At 46.6% G+C, this 18,253-nt stretch carries 18 protein-coding genes, 1 rRNA gene and 1 other annotated feature; all 19 genes read right to left on the bottom strand.

The genetic code is table 11. The features are described from left to right. Positions 1-251: 251 nt before the first annotated feature. Positions 252-431 (bottom strand): preprotein translocase subunit SecE, encoded by a 180-nt coding sequence (secE, locus tag BHE18_RS02535; protein ID WP_032085256.1) that lies wholly within the window; start codon positions 429-431, stop codon positions 252-254. 48 nt (positions 432-479) lie between these two features. Further along, complete coding sequence (rpmG, locus tag BHE18_RS02530) at positions 480-626, bottom strand: 50S ribosomal protein L33 (protein WP_071617107.1); 147 nt, start codon at positions 624-626, stop codon at positions 480-482. Positions 627-699: 73 nt separating this feature from the next. Beyond that, positions 700-1,359, bottom strand: a complete 660-nt coding sequence (sigH, locus tag BHE18_RS02525; protein WP_071617106.1) for an RNA polymerase sporulation sigma factor SigH — start codon at positions 1,357-1,359, stop codon at positions 700-702. A gap of 62 nt (positions 1,360-1,421) precedes the next feature. After that, entirely contained in the window at positions 1,422-1,931 is a 510-nt protein-coding gene (locus tag BHE18_RS02520) for an NYN domain-containing protein (protein ID WP_071617105.1), read from the bottom strand. A 6-nt stretch (positions 1,932-1,937) separates the two neighbouring features. Further along, positions 1,938-2,681 (bottom strand): 23S rRNA (guanosine(2251)-2'-O)-methyltransferase RlmB, encoded by a 744-nt coding sequence (rlmB, locus tag BHE18_RS02515; RefSeq protein ID WP_071617104.1) that lies wholly within the window; start codon positions 2,679-2,681, stop codon positions 1,938-1,940. Between the two features lie 3 nt (positions 2,682-2,684). Then, positions 2,685-3,098, bottom strand: coding sequence for a Mini-ribonuclease 3 (locus BHE18_RS02510; RefSeq protein WP_071617103.1), 414 nt, complete (start codon positions 3,096-3,098; stop codon positions 2,685-2,687). Further along, on the bottom strand, positions 3,098-4,501 hold the full coding sequence (gene cysS, locus BHE18_RS02505) for a cysteine--tRNA ligase (protein ID WP_071617102.1): 1,404 nt from the start codon (positions 4,499-4,501) through the stop codon (positions 3,098-3,100). Before cysS ends, BHE18_RS02510 begins: the two co-directional genes overlap by 1 nt. Next, positions 4,498-5,148: a serine O-acetyltransferase gene (cysE, locus tag BHE18_RS02500; RefSeq protein ID WP_032085252.1), complete on the bottom strand. Its 651-nt coding sequence runs from the start codon at positions 5,146-5,148 to the stop codon at positions 4,498-4,500. Before cysE ends, cysS begins: the two co-directional genes overlap by 4 nt. 191 nt (positions 5,149-5,339) lie before the next feature. After that, positions 5,340-5,556, bottom strand: a binding site (T-box leader). A 45-nt stretch (positions 5,557-5,601) separates the two neighbouring features. Beyond that, entirely contained in the window at positions 5,602-7,059 is a 1,458-nt protein-coding gene (gltX, locus tag BHE18_RS02495; protein WP_071617101.1) for a glutamate--tRNA ligase, read from the bottom strand. A 326-nt stretch (positions 7,060-7,385) separates the two neighbouring features. Then, positions 7,386-7,868: a 2-C-methyl-D-erythritol 2,4-cyclodiphosphate synthase gene (ispF, locus tag BHE18_RS02490; RefSeq protein ID WP_071617100.1), complete on the bottom strand. Its 483-nt coding sequence runs from the start codon at positions 7,866-7,868 to the stop codon at positions 7,386-7,388. Continuing rightward, positions 7,861-8,565 (bottom strand): 2-C-methyl-D-erythritol 4-phosphate cytidylyltransferase, encoded by a 705-nt coding sequence (ispD, locus tag BHE18_RS02485; RefSeq protein WP_071617099.1) that lies wholly within the window; start codon positions 8,563-8,565, stop codon positions 7,861-7,863. The genes ispF and ispD overlap by 8 nt, the downstream gene beginning before the upstream one ends. A gap of 432 nt (positions 8,566-8,997) precedes the next feature. Beyond that, positions 8,998-10,089: a PIN/TRAM domain-containing protein gene (locus BHE18_RS02480; RefSeq protein ID WP_071617098.1), complete on the bottom strand. Its 1,092-nt coding sequence runs from the start codon at positions 10,087-10,089 to the stop codon at positions 8,998-9,000. A 214-nt stretch (positions 10,090-10,303) separates the two neighbouring features. Then, positions 10,304-11,374, bottom strand: coding sequence for a DNA integrity scanning diadenylate cyclase DisA (disA, locus tag BHE18_RS02475; protein ID WP_071617097.1), 1,071 nt, complete (start codon positions 11,372-11,374; stop codon positions 10,304-10,306). 6 nt (positions 11,375-11,380) lie between these two features. Continuing rightward, a complete protein-coding gene (radA, locus tag BHE18_RS02470; protein ID WP_071617096.1) occupies positions 11,381-12,757 on the bottom strand; it encodes a DNA repair protein RadA in 1,377 nt (458 codons plus the stop codon). 247 nt (positions 12,758-13,004) lie between these two features. After that, the gene (gene clpC, locus BHE18_RS02465; protein WP_071617095.1) at positions 13,005-15,446 is read right to left on the bottom strand and encodes an ATP-dependent protease ATP-binding subunit ClpC; all 2,442 of its coding nucleotides are present in this window, start codon (positions 15,444-15,446) and stop codon (positions 13,005-13,007) included. A 1-nt stretch (position 15,447) separates the two neighbouring features. Next, positions 15,448-16,530 carry a protein arginine kinase gene (locus BHE18_RS02460; RefSeq protein ID WP_071617094.1) on the bottom strand — a complete coding sequence of 361 codons (1,083 nt, stop codon included), beginning with the start codon at positions 16,528-16,530 and terminating at the stop codon, positions 15,448-15,450. Beyond that, complete coding sequence (locus BHE18_RS02455; RefSeq protein WP_071617093.1) at positions 16,527-17,075, bottom strand: UvrB/UvrC motif-containing protein; 549 nt, start codon at positions 17,073-17,075, stop codon at positions 16,527-16,529. The genes BHE18_RS02460 and BHE18_RS02455 overlap by 4 nt, the downstream gene beginning before the upstream one ends. Positions 17,076-17,093: 18 nt before the next feature. Next, positions 17,094-17,555, bottom strand: coding sequence for a CtsR family transcriptional regulator (locus BHE18_RS02450; RefSeq protein ID WP_071617092.1), 462 nt, complete (start codon positions 17,553-17,555; stop codon positions 17,094-17,096). 575 nt (positions 17,556-18,130) lie between these two features. Next, positions 18,131-18,247 (bottom strand): 5S ribosomal RNA (rrf, locus tag BHE18_RS02440). Between the last annotated feature and the right edge of the window lie 6 nt (positions 18,248-18,253).

Raw genomic sequence — 18,253 nt, 5'->3', positions numbered from 1 at the left:
TAAAAGTGAACGGGCTTAAAGGTCATGTACTCTATTAATGTTCATTATACCATGCTTTGGCATGTTATATACAACTAATTCTATCTTTCTATTGGGCTCTTTTCGAATACTTTGTTGCTTTGCATACAAGTAAATACCTGAACTTGGGTATTTTCCGCTTGTCCGTTGAGTTCGAAAAGAGCACGTCCACAAGCTACATCCAGGTTGCAAGCCAACTTACGAAAAGCAACAGCCTTTTAGAAAACAGCCTTCTATTTAGAACCGATGATCAGACGCATCAATTCGGAAATACCTAAATCGATGACGGCAAAGAATAAAGCAACGAATACAACCGTCGTGATAACAGTGATCGTGTAGCGCGTTAATTCTTTACGTTTCGGCCAGCTGACCTTTCTCATCTCTGATGCAACATTGCGAAAGAAATTAACCATCCTTTTGTAACCTCCAACTTATATCAATACGCAGGACTTCCCACCCGCCTATTTCGTTTCTCTGTGCAGGGTGTGAGCATTGCATGTATTGCAGAACTTCTTCAATTCAAGCCTCACTGACTGATTGCCGTTACTTGGAACACTGTAATTTCTGGAACCGCACACCGAACAGGCAAGGACTAGTTTAGCAGTCATATCATTCACCTAAACTTCACATAGTAAGTCCTATCAAAAATAACACGGTCACCAAATTGTGTCAATAACACATTTACATTGTGATTTCCCGCACTTCAAGATACCTTTCGAGTTTCCGCTTCACACGCTGTAAAGCATTATCAATCGACTTGACATGACGGTTCAATTCTTCCGAAATTTCCTGATAGGATTGTCCATCGAGATAAAGTGCCAGGACTTTCCTCTCAAGGTCTGAGAGCAGCTGCGCCATCTTATCTTCCATGTTATCGAACTCTTCCCGGTTGATGATCAACTCTTCGGGATCCATCACCTTCGTACCTGAAATGACATCGAGCAAGGTCCTGTCGGATTCATCATCATAAATGGGCTTGTCCAGTGATACATAGGAATTGAGCGGTATATGCTTTTGTCTGGTCGCTGTCTTGATTGCCGTGATGATCTGCCTCGTGATGCAAAGTTCGGCAAATGCCTTGAAAGAGGTAAGCTTGTCCTCTTTGTAGTCACGGATTGCTTTATAAAGACCAATCATGCCTTCCTGGACGATGTCTTCTTTATCTGCCCCGATCAAAAAATAGGAGCGGGCTTTCGCTCTAACAAAATTCCGATATTTTTTGATCAGGAAATCCAGTGCTTCACTATTCCCCTGATGGACCGCTTCTATTATCTCTTCATCATCCATCTTCTCAAACTGACTGGAAATCGCATCCTTCTTGGTGATATTGCTCACACACATCCCCCCGAGCAAAACAATAGATAGAAATATTATACATTACAGAAAATTCAATCGTCAACCGCTCATCGTTCCCCGCGGCGCCATTTTTCGAAAATTTCAGCAACTTCATCCGATAATTGAATCTTGGAAGATGGCTTATCATCAGTGGATTTACGGACTTTTCTCTCAATTTTTTTTTCAATCACTTTTATTTCTGTTAAAAGTTCCCTCGCCGACTTGCGGAGGGCCCCCTGTCCGAAGATGGCCCACTGCTCTGTGAAGTCGGAGGTTGCCACATGGATCTGGGTTTTAATGTTGCCAAGTTCGATAGCGAGCTTCTCGATCCGTTCATCCGCCGTTTCATTTTCTCTTGTGAATAACACTTCCACCTTGTAATTCTTGTACTTTCGCGCGATTCCCTGTACATAGTAGGCATCAAAGACAACGATGACCCGGTAACCCGTATACCCCTGATACTCCGCCATTTGTTCCACCAGACGGTCACGGGCGGCGGCCAGATCTTTATTCTTTAATTCATTCAGTTCCGGCCAGGCGCCTATGATGTTATATCCATCCACAAGGAGAATATCCATTTTTCCCTATTCCCCCAGCGGATGCCGATTCCGGTAAACCTCATACATCAAGATACTGGCTGCCACCGAGGCATTCAGGGACGTGACGCGGCCGACCATCGGAAGCTGGACAAGGAAGTCACATTTATCACGGAGAATCCTGCTCATCCCTTTTCCTTCACTGCCTATGATGAGACCGATCGGCAATGTACAGTCAAGCTGGCGGTAATCCTGCTTTCCTTTCGCGTCCGTCCCGGCAACCCATACACCGCGGTCTTTAAGCTCGTCCACTGCTCTTGAGAGGTTGGTGACACGCGCAACAGGTATATGTTCGATTGCCCCTGTCGAAGCTTTTGCCACGGTCGAGGTCAATCCTACCGCCCGTCGTTTAGGGATGATGATCCCGTGAGCCCCGGCTGCATCCGCGGTCCTCATGATTGAGCCGAGATTATGGGGATCCTCAAGCTCGTCCAGGATGAGGATGAACGGGTCCTCCTCTTTCTTTGCCGCTTTATCGAAAATATCATCGATCTCGGCGTATTCATAAGCAGCGACAGACGCCACGACGCCTTGATGATTCTCTGCGACCATCTGTTCGATCTTCTTCTTCGGTACATATTGGACCATCACGCCTGCTTCTTTGGCAAGGCCGAGGACCTGCTGGATCGACCCCTTCTGTGAACCTTCGGCAATCCAGATTTTATTAATTTCCCTCCCCGACTTCAGTGCTTCGATGACGGGGTTTCTTCCACCGATAAAATCTTTGCTCATCGCTTACTCCTCCTTTCCTTTCTGTTCGAATATGATCGTGATCAGCTCTTCCAGCCGCTCAGTCCTGTTCAGTAAAAATAAATACCCGATCAGTGCTTCAAAAGCGGTGCTGTGGTTATACGTCTGTACATCGGTATTCTTTGGGACGCTTCCCGATTTCGCATTGCGTCCGCGCTTGACGATATTGATTTCTTCCTCACTCAGCCGCTCTTCATCAAACAGTTTCTTTAATGACGCAGCCTGTGCTTTCGCCGAAACATAATTGGTTGCAGCACGGTGAAGGTGGTTCGGCTTTATTTTTCCTTTCGTCAACAGGAGCTGCCGTACATATGTTTCATAGACGGCATCTCCCATATAGGCAAGGGCAAGTGCATTTATTTGTTTAGCGTCGATCTTTTCGTTTGTTTCGTATATCATCAGGATCCCCTTTTCCAGCGTGTACCCTGCGGTGTGTCTTCTAAAATGATATTCATTTCCTTCAGCGTATCACGGATTTCATCAGCAAGCTGGAAGTTCCGGTCTTTACGGGCCTGGATACGCTTTTCGATCAATTCCTCGACTTCTTGATCCAGGAGTTCCGTTTCCGCTTGCAGGCTGAGACCCAGCACCTCGAAGAAATCTTCGAATTGGTGAAGGAAAGAATCGATGACCTGTACAGCTGTGTTCTTCTCCATCAGATAGTAGTTTGCCTGGCGTGAAAGTTCAAACAGGACGGAAATGCCATTCGCTGTATTGAAATCATCATCCATTTCGGAGATGAATTGTTCTTTCAGTTCTGCAATCTTATCAAGCCACTCCTGATTGTTATCCGCCAGGTCCGTGCTCGATTCCTTGCGGTGCTTCAGGTTCTCGTATGCAGTCTTGATCCTGTCGAGGGCCGTTTCCGCATTTTGCAGAAGCTCCAGATTATAATTGATCGGATGGCGGTAATGAACCGACAGCATGAAGAAGCGTAGGACCTCGGGATCCTGTTCTTTGATGATGTCGTGAACCAGGACGAAATTCCCCAGTGACTTCGACATTTTTTCATTATCGATATTGATATAGCCGTTGTGCATCCAGTACTTCGCGAACGGCTTCCCTGTCAGCGCTTCAGACTGCGCAATCTCATTTTCATGGTGAGGGAAAGTAAGATCCTGACCCCCGGCGTGGATATCGATTGTGTCGCCAAGATACCGTTTCGCCATAGCAGAGCATTCAATGTGCCATCCCGGACGTCCTTTGCCCCACGGGCTCTCCCATGAAATCTCGCCTTGTTTTGCCGCTTTCCACAGCACGAAATCAAGGGCATCTTCCTTTTTGTCGCCTACATCGATGCGTGCGCCAGCTTTCAGTTCATCGATCGGCTGATGGGAAAGCTTGCCGTATCCTTCGAATTTTCTAGTACGGTAATACACATCGCCTTGGGACTCATAGGCGTATCCTTTTTCGACCAGCGCTGAAATAAAGTCGATGATCGTGTCGATGTTTTCCATAACGGTAGGATGGATATCCGCCTTTTTGCATCCGAGAGCTCCCGTGTCCTCGAAGTATGCCTCTATGAAACGCTTGGCAATCACCGGAACCTCTTCACCCAGTTCATTAGCTGCTTTGATCAGCTTGTCGTCGACATCTGTGAAATTGGATACGAATTGAACATCATATCCTCTGTATTCCAAATAGCGTCTGACTGTATCAAATACGATGGCAGGACGGGCATTTCCAATATGAATATAGTTGTATACGGTCGGGCCGCACACATACATTTTCACTTTACCCTCTTCAAGCGGCTGAAATTCCTCTTTCTTTCTGGTTAACGTATTATATAAACGAATCGTCACAATGATCGACTCCTTCCCTCATGATCCTTAAGTAGTGTTTTCAGTTCATCGATTTCTTCCTGCATCTGTTTCATCCGGTCGTAAACAGGATCGGGCAGATTGCTGTGATTCAAATCCTTCTGCACCTTTACCCCATCCCTTATCACAATGCGTCCGGGTATGCCGACAACAGTGGAATTCGGGGGCACATCCTTCAAGACAACAGATCCGGCGCCGACTTTGGAATTCTCTCCTACTATAATCGATCCAAGCACCTTCGCACCGGTTGCAACCAGTGCATTGTCATGGATCGTCGGATGCCGCTTCCCTTTTTCCTTGCCGGTCCCCCCCAGGGTCACCCCCTGGAAAATTGTCACGTTATCGCCTATCTCACACGTTTCCCCGATCACCACACCCATACCGTGGTCAATGAAGAATCGGCGGCCTATCTTCGCCCCAGGATGTATCTCGATCCCGGTGAAGAACCGGCTGATCTGGGAAATCACCCGGGCCAGGAAGAAAAACTTCCGTTTAAAAAACGCATGCGCGATCCGGTGGGACCAGATGGCATGAAGGCCCGAATATGTCAGGATCACTTCGATATAGCTCCTGGCGGCTGGGTCCTGATCGAACACCACATCGATATCTTCCTTGAATGTCTTAAACATCGTCTTCCCTCCTATCTGGAAAAGCGCAAACGCTTTGTTAAGGCCCGACCAAGCTCTTGGTCCGACCAATGAAGTCGTTCTTTGACTTCACTGACGGTCCGAAACGTCTCGATTTGCTGAGCACTGGAGCTGGCCATTTCTTAGATTTAAATTATTTTTTATTGAAAATAAAAAAACGCCTCTGTCATCATGACAGAGACGCATCGGCAGCGCGGTTCCACTCTGATTGAGAAGAATAAACCTTCTCCACCTCGACCTGTTAACGGCAGGGAACCGCCGCTGCCTACTTATTTCAGCAACGGGCTCTGAGGTGCATTTCAGAAAGGGAGAGGCCTGAACCATTTTCAGCCGGTGATGGTTCTCTCTACTAAGCGTCCATTTCTTACTTCTCCTCATCAACGCGATTTCATTAATTAATTGGTACTCTTACTATATTACATTTATCCAGAAATGTTAACCTAAAAGACTCTGAAGGCGATGCTTTACTTTATCTTTCCCTAAAAGCTCGATGGCATTCGGCAATTCCGGTCCGTGTGTCTGACCGGTAACGGCAGCGCGGATCGGCATGAACAGCTTTTTACCTTTATGGCCGGTCGATTTTTGAACGGCCTTGATCGATTTTTTGATTTCAGCCGCTTCGTAGTTTTCAAGGGCGTCGATCTCTTCAAGGAATGCCTGCAGGACTTCCGACACCTGTTCTTCATCCAGGACAGCCTTAGCATCTGCATCATAGTCAAGATCTGTTTTGAAGAACATCTCGGACAATTCCACAATCTCCGCACCAAAACTCATCTGCTCCTGATAAAGGGAAATGACGCCTTTTGCCCATTCGCGTTTTTCATCTGTCATCGGCTCTTCAAGCTTGCCCGCCTTTACAAGATGAGGAAGTGAAAGTTCCACCACTTGATCGAGCTCAAGATTCTTCATGTATTGATTGTTCATCCAAGTCAGCTTCTGGTTGTCAAACAGTGCAGAAGAAGTTGATAGACGTTCCGGATCGAAAATTTCAATGAACTCTTCTCTCGAGAATAATTCCTCTTCCCCTTTAGGCGACCAGCCCAATAGCGCAATGAAGTTGAATAACGCTTCCGGCAGATAGCCGAGGGCTTCATACTGTTCGATGAATTGAATGATGCTTTCATCACGCTTACTCAGCTTCTTGCGGCTTTCATTTACGATCAATGTCATATGACCATATACAGGTGCTTCCCACCCAAGTGCTTCAAAGATCATCAGCTGTTTAGGTGTATTCGAGATATGGTCTTCACCGCGAAGGACGTGAGAGATCTTCATCAAATAATCATCCACTGCCACCGCAAAGTTATACGTAGGCGTCCCGTCCTTCTTCGCAATGACGAAGTCACCGATACCATCGGATTCGAAGGAAACGTCTTCTTTCACGATGTCATTGAACGTATACACTTTGCCTGCAGGCACTCTGAAACGAATGCTCGGCTGGCGGCCTTCAGCTGCAAGGCGCTCCTGGTCTTCCTGCGTTAAATTACGGCATTTGCCGGAATAACGAGGCATCTGGCCTGCTTCCGTCTGCGCTTCACGCTGCGCTTCAAGTTCTTCCTCGGTGCAGTAGCACTTATAAGCCTGACCGCTTTCTAACAGCTCGTTCAAATACTGCTCATAGATATGGTTACGCTCTGATTGGCGGTACGGTCCGTATTCACCTGGTTTATCGACGCTTTCGTCCCAGTCGATCCCGAGCCATTGAAGGTATTTCAGCTGACTTTCCTCGCCGCCTTCAATGTTTCTCTTTTTATCTGTATCTTCAATACGGATGATGAATTTACCGTTTACGCTGCGTGCAAACAGGTAGTTGAACAGGGCTGTTCTTGCATTACCAATATGTAAATGTCCCGTTGGACTCGGGGCATAACGTACACGAACTTCATTTGTCATGGGTGTTTCCTCCTTTAGATACGTGCTTGAATCCTCTGCTTATTTTAACACCGTTGAGAAAGGGAATAAAGCGGATTTTGTTTGATTGTTTCTTTGGGAACCTTCTAAATGGGTCCGTTGATTTCCGCTGAAGGCACTCGCTTTCCGCGGGCGGTCCGGAAGCCTCCTCGGCGCTCTGCGCCTGCGGGGTCTCCCTCGACTCGCTTTTCCCGCAGGAGTCGAGTACCTTCCGCTCCAATCAACTTAGTTGTGGAATCATTGATCCCTTTTCTAAACCCTCTATCAAGAAACAGTACTTCTAAAAAAGCATTACATTACCACCTGAGTTAAACGCTTTTCTTTTGGATAAGTACCGTTGTCTGGGCGGCGATTCCTTCTCCACGGCCGGTGAAGCCGAGTTTTTCTGAAGTTGTAGCTTTGACGTTGACCTGGGTGATATCAGCTTCAAGGAGTTCTGCGATACGCTCCCTCATCTGGTCGATATAAGGTGCCATTTTGGGCTTTTGGGCTATGATGGTGCAGTCGATGTTGCCCAGCTCATATCCTTCTTCCTTCACAAGCATCCAGACGTGCTGCAGGAGTTTGGCAGAGTCAGCATCCTTGAATTCAGGGTCCGTATCGGGGAAGTGCTTTCCGATATCCCCTGCCGCAACCGCTCCAAGGCATGCATCCGCCACCGCATGAAGCAGTACGTCGGCATCAGAGTGACCCAATAATCCTTTTTCATACGGGATGGTGATCCCGCCCATGATCAATGGTCTGCCTTCTGTTAATTGATGTACATCAAAACCTTGTCCGATTCTAAACATATTTATTTCCTCCACTCATTTCCTCTTGCTTCTTCACAATCGCTTCTGCAAAATACAGATCTTCAGGTGTTGTCAGTTTTATATTATCGTAGTCACTTTCCACGACAGAAACATCGATGCCGATCCTTTCTGCGAGGGAAGCATCATCCGTCCCCAGGAATCCGTTCTCGGCCGCCTCACTGTGGGCACGCTTGAGTAATGGCAGTCGAAATGCCTGCGGAGTCTGTACCATCCACAGGCTCGAGCGTTCAATCGTTTCCTCGACCGTACCGCCCTTTACTTTCTTGATCGTATCTTTTACCGGGACAGCCGCAATCGCCGCTCCGGAAGATTCCGCTTCTTCAGTGAGATGATGGATCGTCGCCTGTTTGATGAATGGTCTTGCTCCGTCATGAACAAGGACGATTCCCTCATCGATTTCAAGCAGGGCATTATAGACAGAGTGCTGCCTTTCTTCTCCGCCGTCGACCAGTTTCACAACCTTTTGGATGTTGAAGCGCCGAATCAAATCCTGAAGCGTTTTACGGTCGCCGGGGTGGATGGCTAAATAGATGCCTCTGCAGGCCGGGTCACGGTCAAACACCCTCAGTGTATGGATGATGACGGGGCAGTTATTCAGCTCAAGCAGCAATTTATTTTTACCTGCTTTCATTCGTTTTCCTTGTCCGGCAGCAGGGATGACAACTCTATACTCCATACCTTAACTCCTTTGTCTCTTTCGTTGGTCAGTCTTTATTATAGCTTACCGTATTGGGGGAGTCAGGGCAAAGTTGGTGGATGTTATAATGATTAGGTTCTTTTGTAGGGTTGTAATATAAAGATACGCCTTAAATCACCGCTTTTGATTTCCGTGCAAGACTTCGCTTTCCGCGGGCGGTTGGTGAACCTCGGCTTCGCCTGCGGGGTCTCACCTAACACGCTTTTCCCGCAGGAGTCTGCGTCTTGCACCCCAATCAAAAGCTGGATTGTCCTTATTCTTAAACAATATCCTTTATTTAGAACTAAAATGCTTGTTACAAACCTTTGCTGACTACTGAGTATAAAATAAGCCAGCCTGAAAGATTGGTTCACCTTTCAGACTGACTTACGTATGATGCAGCGACTGTAATAACCGCTATCTCTTTTCTTTTTATAGTGCTTTTTCTAGTTGTTTGGGCTTGGCGAAGATCATTCGGCCTGCGGATGTTTGCAGGACGCTTGTTACAAGGACGTCGATGTATTTGCCGATGTAGTTGCGGCCTTCTTCGACGACGATCATCGTTCCGTCGTCCAAGTATGCGATACCTTGATTATGTTCCTTACCATCCTTGATCACCTGAACTTTCATTTCCTCTCCAGGGAGGACAACAGGCTTCACGGCATTTGCCAGATCATTGATGTTCAAAACTTGTACACTTTGAAGATCACAGACTTTATTAAGGTTGAAGTCATTCGTAACGACGATGCCGTTCGTAAGCTTTGCCAGTTTAACAAGCTTCGAATCAACTTCCTGGATTTCTTCAAAGTCTCCTTCGTAAATCTGAACCTCGACCGGCAGTTCTTTCTGGATGCGGTTTAAAATATCAAGACCCCTCCGTCCGCGGTTTCGCTTCAACACATCCGATGAATCGGCAATGTGCTGCAGCTCCTCCAGGACGAATTGAGGGATGACGACGATCCCTTCAAGGAATCCGGTCTGACAGATATCCGCGATACGTCCGTCGATGATTACGCTTGTATCCAAAATCTTAAGTGTTTTAACCCCGTTCTCCTCAAGGTCTTCCTCAGACCCTTTTTTCCTGCCTTTGCCGGCTGCCGGAAACAGGTTCGTCAGTTCGTCTCTCTTTTTAAAGCCAACCTGGAATCCCAGATAACCAAGAATCAAAGTTAATAGAATCGGAACAACTGTATTCACGATCGGAATTTCCATCTGATTAAAAGGAATACCAAATAAATAAGCTACAAAAAGTCCGATAATCAGGCCGAGGCTGCCGAATAATAAATCAGTGACTGGCGCTTTTACGAGACTATCTTCAAACCACTTAACGAAATTGACCACGTACTCGACCGCCCAAAACGTAAGAATATAAAAGATAATGGCACCAAATATGGCAGTCATATAAGGGTTATTTAACAAAGGAATGTCAGATAGATTTAGTACGGTCAACAATTCGGGAAGAAGAAAGATCCCAAGAGTCCCGCCTACGATAAGGAAGCATGCTTTTACGATATTCTTTAACATTCCCTCACCTCCTCCTACTCATTATAAACAATTTGCTATTTTTAAAACGTGCGAAATAGGAAAACTTCGTGAATTTAACCCAAAAGAAATATTTTTGATACAGTGAACCCCAGTTTAATGAGGGTCTTAAAAAAAGGCTAACACGTCCGGGTCTGACTGTCAATTTTTTGAAAAAGATACCATTGTATCATAACAGGGTCTTTTTGACTAGCCTCTACAATTGACGGTCTGCAAACGTCTGTTCTTTTATGAGCTTGAGTCCCTCTTTTATTTTTCGGGCCCTTACTTCCCCGATGCCCTCCACTTCATCCAGGTCATCCACTGAAGCACTGCACACTTTCGGCAGTGACTCAAATTCCGTGATCAGATTTTCAATGATGACAATCGGAAGACGTGGAATTTTATTCAGAACTCGGTATCCCCGCGGACAGATGGCATCATCGTGGTGCACGTAGCCGAGGTGGCCGAGAAGTTTAAGCAGGACATTATCATCGAGCACCTCAGAGTGGACAAGCTCCTGGAATTTGTATAATACTTCGAATGGCTTGATATCCCGGTTATGCGCGTAATCCCTGATGATCAGCATCGCTTCCTCTTCTATATCCGCAAGCAGCTCATTCATCTGGAGGCGGATCAGCCTTCCTTCCGTTCCAAGCTCACTCAGATAGGTCAACAGTTCATTCTTGATGCGGAGAACCATTTCAAAGCGGTGAAGTACTTGAAGAAGGTCGCCGTGTGTGACAAGCTCCTCAAATTCAAGGACGGACAGATTTGAAATGCTCTGATCAAGTACGACTTTGTACTTTTCCAAAGTCTGTATGGCCTGGTTTGCCTTCGTTAAAATAACCGATATATCCTTGAGCGCGTATCGAAAATCACCTTGATAAAGCGTGATGACATTGCGCCTTTGGGAAATGGCGATCACGAGGGCCTTTGTCTGCCTCGCAACCCTTTCAGCCGTCCGGTGCCTCATCCCGGTTTCGGTGGAAGGTACGTACACGTCAGGAGCCAGCTGGGCATTGGCATAAAGGATCTTCGTACCGGCATCATTCAAAATGATCGCTCCGTCCATCTTCGCAAGTTCATACAAGTAGCTCGCGGAAAACGGGCTGTTAATATGAAACCCGCCATCGACCACGGATCTGACTTTGTCATTATAGCCGACAACGATCAGACCTCCCGTTTTGGCCCTGAGCACATTATCTATACCCTCTCTGATCGGGGCACCGGGTGCGACAAATTGCAAAATATCCGATATCGATTTCTCGGTTTTTCTCTCTTCCATACCTTATTATCCTCCTAAAATAAGGGCCAGTGCCTCGTTTATGGTGGCTACTCCCACAACATTGATATCAGAAGGCGGGTGCCATCCGCTCAAATTATTCTGAGGCACGATTACACGCTTGAACCCTAATTTGGCTGCTTCCTGAACCCGTTGTTCAATCCTCGAAACCCTCCTGATTTCACCAGTAAGTCCTACTTCCCCGATGATGCAGTCATGGGGATTAGATGCTTTATCACGGAAACTGGAGGCTATGCTCGCAGCAACCGCCAAGTCGATTGCCGGTTCATCAAGCTTTACCCCCCCGGCCACTTTAAGATAGGCATCCTGCTGCTGTAAGAGCATTCCCACACGCTTCTCCAATACAGCCATGATCAGGGATACCCTGCTGTGATCGATTCCTGTCGCCATACGGCGAGGATTATTGAAACTTGTCGGAGTGACCAGCGCCTGAATCTCAACAAGTACGGGCCGCGTCCCTTCCATTGAAGCGACGACAGTGGACCCTGTCGCTCCTTCAGAGCGCTCCTCAAGGAAAATTTCCGAAGGATTGGACACCTCTTCAAGACCCAACTCTTTCATTTCAAAAATACCCATCTCATTCGTAGAGCCAAAACGGTTTTTCACCGCTCTTAAAATACGATAGGAATGATGGCGCTCCCCTTCAAAATAAAGAACCGTATCAACCATATGTTCGAGCAGTCTGGGTCCTGCAATAGATCCTTCTTTAGTAACATGCCCCACAATGAAGATGGCAATGCCTTTCGTTTTTCCGATTCTCATCAGATCCGCCGTACATTCACGAACCTGTGAAACACTGCCAGGTGCAGACGTCACCTCAGGATGATAGATCGTCTGTATGGAGTCGATGATCACGAAGTCAGGCGCCAGATGCTCGATCGTCTGATGGATGGACTCTAAATTGGTTTCTGCATAGATATATAGTTCATCACCTTTTATATTCAACCGATCCGCACGCATCTTTGTCTGCTTGATCGATTCTTCACCTGAAATATACAAGACTTTCTGATTTTGCCGTGCAAGCTGCGAGGAAACCTGGAGCAGTAAAGTAGATTTCCCTATACCCGGATCTCCCCCTATTAAAACCAGCGAGCCCGGTACCACCCCGCCGCCAAGGACACGGTTCAATTCCCTTGATTCGGTTAGTACCCGCGGTTCCTGACGGGTTTCGATGGATGATAGTTTCTCAGCCTTTGAAGGTCCCGTTTTTTCGCTGTGCATAAAAGCAGCCCTGGGCTGCTTCCCAGTGATGGCCACCTCTTCTACCATCGTGTTCCACTCACCACAGCCGGGGCATTTCCCCATCCATTTAGGAGATTCGTATCCGCACGATGAACATACAAACTTCGTCTTTTTCTTTGCCAAATCAGTCTTCTCCTCTTCTACTCTATTTTAACGAACGTTAATTCATACCAATCCTGTTGGATTGATTGTAACGATTTTGTGTAATCCTTTCAATGAAAAGCCCTTCGTGAGTATGTATGAAAGAACTCCAGTATTGCATTCCATTCAAACGCTGGAGCAAATTGAAAAACCAACATATCTAAAAGTAAAAATTATTAAAAAAGAGGTACACGCCTTTCTTTTACGTGTACCTCTTTTCACCAGGTGATCAGGTAGTGGTATTTGCTTCTTCTTGTACTTTTACAACGAATTCCTTATCTTCGACATCAATCAAGATATTTTGACCTGTAAGAACCTTCCCTCTCAGGAGTTCTTCTGACAGCTTATCTTCGACGTGCTTTTGAATTGCACGGCGCAGCGGTCTGGCCCCATACTCAGGATCGAATCCTTCATCCGCAATCTTTTCTTTCGCAGCGGAAGTGAGTTCGATATGGATATCCTGCTCCTTCAGGCGTTTCGTAAGCTGATCGGACATCAAGGTGACGATTTCTTTCAGATGTTCCTTCTCTAATGAATGGAAGACGATGATTTCGTCGATACGGTTCAGGAACTCAGGACGGAATGCTCTCTTAAGCTCTTCCATGACCTTCCCTTTCATATCTTTGTAATCTGCTTTTCCATCCTGGATATTGAAGCCGACATACTTATTGCTCTTAAGCGACTGTGCACCGACATTCGATGTCATAATTAACACAGTATTCCTGAAGTCGACCGTTCTTCCCTTGGAGTCGGTCAATCGCCCGTCTTCAAGTACTTGAAGCAGGATATTGAAGACATCCGGGTGAGCCTTTTCTATCTCATCCAGCAGGATGACGGAGTAAGGCTTGCGGCGCACTTTTTCCGTCAGCTGTCCGCCTTCATCGTACCCCACGTAGCCCGGAGGAGACCCGACGAGTCTTGAAGTCGAATGCTTTTCCATGTACTCGGACATGTCAATCCGGATCATCGCTTCCTCGTCACCGAACATGGACTCTGCCAGCGCACGGGCAAGTTCTGTTTTCCCTACACCAGTAGGACCGAGGAATATGAAGGAACCGATCGGACGCTTAGGGTCCTTCAGTCCTGCACGGGCACGGCGTACAGCTTTTGAAACGGCCACCACCGCTTCAGACTGGCCGATCACCCTTGAATGAAGGATTTCTTCAAGCTTCAACAGGCGGTCCGTTTCAGTCTGCGCCAGTTTTGATACAGGCACTCCCGTCCAGTTTGATACGACTGTCGCGATATCTTCGACGGTCACTTCTGTATTTTCCTGTCCCTGCTTTTCTTTCCACGTATTCTTCGTTTCTTCCAGCTCTTCGCGAAGTTTCTGTTCTGTATCGCGAAGTGACGCAGCTTTTTCAAACTCCTGGCTTTGAACCGCCGCATCCTTTTCTTTGCGAATTTCTTCAAGCTTTGATTCAAGCTCCTTCAGATTCGGAGGAGTTGTATAAGAGCGAAGACGGACTTTCGAGCCAGCTTCATCAATTAAATCGATCGCTTTATCCGGCAGGAACCGGTCTGAAATATAACGGTCTGATAATTTAACCGCTGCTTCGATGGCATTATCCGTGATTGATACACGGTGGTGAGCTTCATAGCGGTCACGAAGCCCTTTTAGAATCTGGATGGACTCTTCCGCTGTCGGTTCATTCACCTGGATAGGCTGGAAGCGGCGTTCGAGTGCTGCATCCTTTTCAATATACTTGCGGTACTCATCCAGGGTAGTCGCACCGATACATTGCAGTTCACCGCGTGCAAGGGAAGGTTTCAGGATATTGGAAGCATCGATCGCTCCCTCCGCCCCGCCGGCACCGATCAAGGTATGAAGCTCATCGATGAACAGGATGATGTTTCCTGCCTGACGGATTTCATCCATCACCTTCTTCAGGCGGTCCTCGAATTCACCGCGGTATTTCGTACCTGCGACAACCGTTCCCATATCGAGTGTCATAACGCGCTTGTCACGGAGGATCTCCGGCACTTCATTGGCGATGATCTGCTGGGCAAGCCCTTCTGCAATGGCGGTTTTACCTACGCCGGGCTCACCGATCAGCACCGGATTGTTTTTCGTGCGCCGGCTCAATACCTCGATGACACGCTGGATTTCTTTGCTTCGCCCGATTACCGGATCAAGGCTTCCTTCGCGGGCAATCGCAGTCAAATCACGCGCCAGGCTGTCTAGCGTCGGGGTGTTCGCGTTTGTGCTGCCGCCTCCCTGGTGATTGTTCGAATCATTACTGCCAAGGAGCTGCAGCACCTGCTGCCTTGCCTTATTCAAGCTGACGCCGAGGTTTCCAAGTACTCTCGCTGCCACGCCTTCACCTTCACGGATCAAACCCAGTAAAATATGTTCCGTACCTACATATGAGTGGCCAAGCTTGCGCGCTTCATCCATCGACAGTTCGATGACCTTCTTCGCTCTCGGTGTATAATGGATCGTTTGGGACTTCTCGGTGCCTTTCCCGATGAGGCCTTCTACTTCCTTCTGGATTTTTTCCGGGCTGAGTCCAAGTGCAGTCAATGCTTTTGCTGCAATACCTTCGCCTTCACGGACAAGTCCCAATAAAATATGTTCAGTGCCAATATTACTGTGTGCCAAGCGGATTGCTTCTTCCTGCGCCAGTGCCAATACCTTTTGTGCTCTTTCTGTAAATCGACCAAACATCATATTATTCTTCCTCCTCACATGCGTCTTTATCTAATTTAATTCGCTCTCGTATCAAAGAAGACCTTCTTATATCTCGTTCATTCGGTCTGAGGGGCCCTCCCGAGTATTGCTGAAGGAATCCCGGCTGAGTCAAAATCATTAGTTCATTCAATATATTCTTGGATATGTTTTTGATGTATCCTAAATCGATTCCAAGTCTTACATCGGATAAACATTTCGCTGCTTCCTTGGACTCGATAATGCGGCTGTGTTCAAGCACCCCGAGCGAACGGAACACTCTGTCTTCTAATTGTATGTTTGATGTCTTGACTAATGCTTCCCTTGCGGACTCTTCTTTTTCGATGATCTGCCTTACGACGCTTAATAAATCTTCCACAATATCCTCTTCGGATTTTCCTAACGTGATCTGATTCGAAATTTGAAAGATATTTCCTAGGGCTTCACTTCCTTCACCGTAAATACCCCTCACCACCAGCCCGAGCTGGTTAATGGCAGGAATGATGCGGTTCAGCTGCTGGGTCAGTACAAGCCCGGGAAGGTGCATCATGACAGAGGCCCTGAGGCCCGTGCCAACATTCGTCGGGCACGTCGTTAAGTATCCGCGTTTTTCATCAAACGCATAATCGAATTCACTTTCAAACCAATCGTCGATCTCATTGGCCCGGTTCAGCGCTTCTTTCAGCTGCAGTCCCGGATATAGACACTGTATTCGAATATGGTCTTCTTCGTTTATCATAATGCTTACATCTTCTTCATTTGATAATAGAACTGCACCTTCATTCTCATTCTCCGCTAAATTCGGACTAATGAGGTGTTTCTCCATCAATACCCTTTTTTGAAGAGGTTGAATCTCATTCGTGGCCAGAAATTCCAATTGGCCTAAAGTTTTTGGGTAATGAGGGACTTTATCCCTCACCGTGCCTACAATTTCTTTTGCTTCTTCCGCTGAATACAGAGTCGAGAAACGGAAATCGGTGAAATTGCGGGCCAGGCGGACCCGGGAGCTGAGTACGATATCGGAATTCGGACCTTCATCATTCATCCATGAGCTGACGGCATTACTTAAGAATCTCTCAAGACTCATTGCTCATCTCCTCCCTCTTTTTTAACCTCTTTTTCCAGGGAGCGGATTTCATCTCTGATTTCGGCCGCTTTCTCAAACTCCTCATTTTCGATCGAGTTCTGTAAATCTGTCCTCAATTCCAGTATCTTTTTCTTTATATGGATGGCTCCGCCCATTCGTTCGGGAACTTTCCCGTGATGTTCGACATTGCCGCTGTGCACTCTTTTTAAAATGGGATCAAGCTGCGATTTGAAGGTCTCGTAACAGTGAGAACATCCAAACCTTCCCACTTTGACAAACTGCTGAAACGTCATCTTGCATTTTTCACATTGTAAAACCTCTTGCTGAGGAACCTCTGAAGTTTTCGCCTGCTTGAAGGCAGGTGATATATTAAGGAGTCCGGCCAATAAGTTGTTAACTGAAAATCCAGGTGAAGAATCAAACATAAACTGATCTCCCTTGTCCTGGGCGCAGTGTTCACACAAATGCACTTCCGTCTTTTCCCCGTTCACCACTTTTGTAAAATGAAGAGTGGCCGGTCTCTCATTGCATTCTTGACATATCATCCAACTCACCTCTCAACCTTACTCATACTTCAAGCTATCCAGCATAGCCTTTAACATTCTGCCGCGCAGTATATCCCTTTCAGGCAATTCAACCATTATCACGGAACGATCCATTACGCTCAGCATGATCTTGGCTTCACGCTCAGAAATGATATCTTCCTCAACCAGCCTGAAAACAATATCTGCTGCCGTACTTTGACTGACCGCTTTCGTCACAAGTGATACAAGCTGATCTATAAGATGGACCTGATCATGGGCCTTCACCTTCATAATCCGGATATAGCCCCCTCCGCCCCTTTTACTCTCAACCACATACCCTCTCTCGATCGTGAAACGGGTATTGATCACATAATTGATTTGAGAAGGAACACATTGAAACTTATCCGCAATTTCGCTTCTTTTTATTTCGACTATTTCACTTTCACTGAGATCCAAAACATTCTTTAAATAACTTTCAATGATGTCGGAAATGTTCCTCATCAGACCTCCTCCTCATTTTGACTTTGACTATATTTGACTATAATTATACAATCGAGCCCCGAACTTTGCAATTAAGAACTCACTCTTAGAAGTTTTCCTGTTTTGGAAAACTTTTAAACGTATAAAATGGATGTTGTTTGAGATTGTGATGGGTGTGTGAAGATGCCTTGGATAGTGTATGTTTTGGGGGCGTGTTGGGTTAATGGGGGATTTTTGATGGCCGGGTTGGGAGTTGGTTAGGGGTTGGAGGTTGAGGGTGTTACTCGGCTGATTGCGGGTTGATGTTATCTACGGGATATTCGGCGGTTGGTGTGTGGAATTGGTGTGGGCCGGACTTAGTAACGGTTTTGATAATATAATTGGATTTTTGGTAATAAAAGGGACGTTTTTGATAATATATCGGGATTTTTGATAATAAACCCATCGTTTTTGATAATATATACGCTCCCACCCTAAAAATCACGACGATTTCAGCCCATAACGAACGTCCTCCACCCACTTTTCCACCAAAAATTATATATAAACCTTTAAAACCGCAAAAAAACAGCCCATTTCTGAGCTGCTTTTTCACATTTGCCTGGCGATGTCCTACTCTCACAGGGGGAGAGCCCCCAACTACCATCGGCGCTGAAGAGCTTAACTTCCGTGTTCGGCATGGGAACGGGTGTGACCTCTTCGCCATAATCACCAGACGAATA

It is taken from the genome of Rossellomorea aquimaris, assembly GCF_001877785.1.
GTDB lineage: Bacteria > Bacillota > Bacilli > Bacillales > Bacillaceae_B > Rossellomorea > Rossellomorea aquimaris_A.
This window is presented reverse-complemented; position numbering and strand designations above follow the sequence as displayed.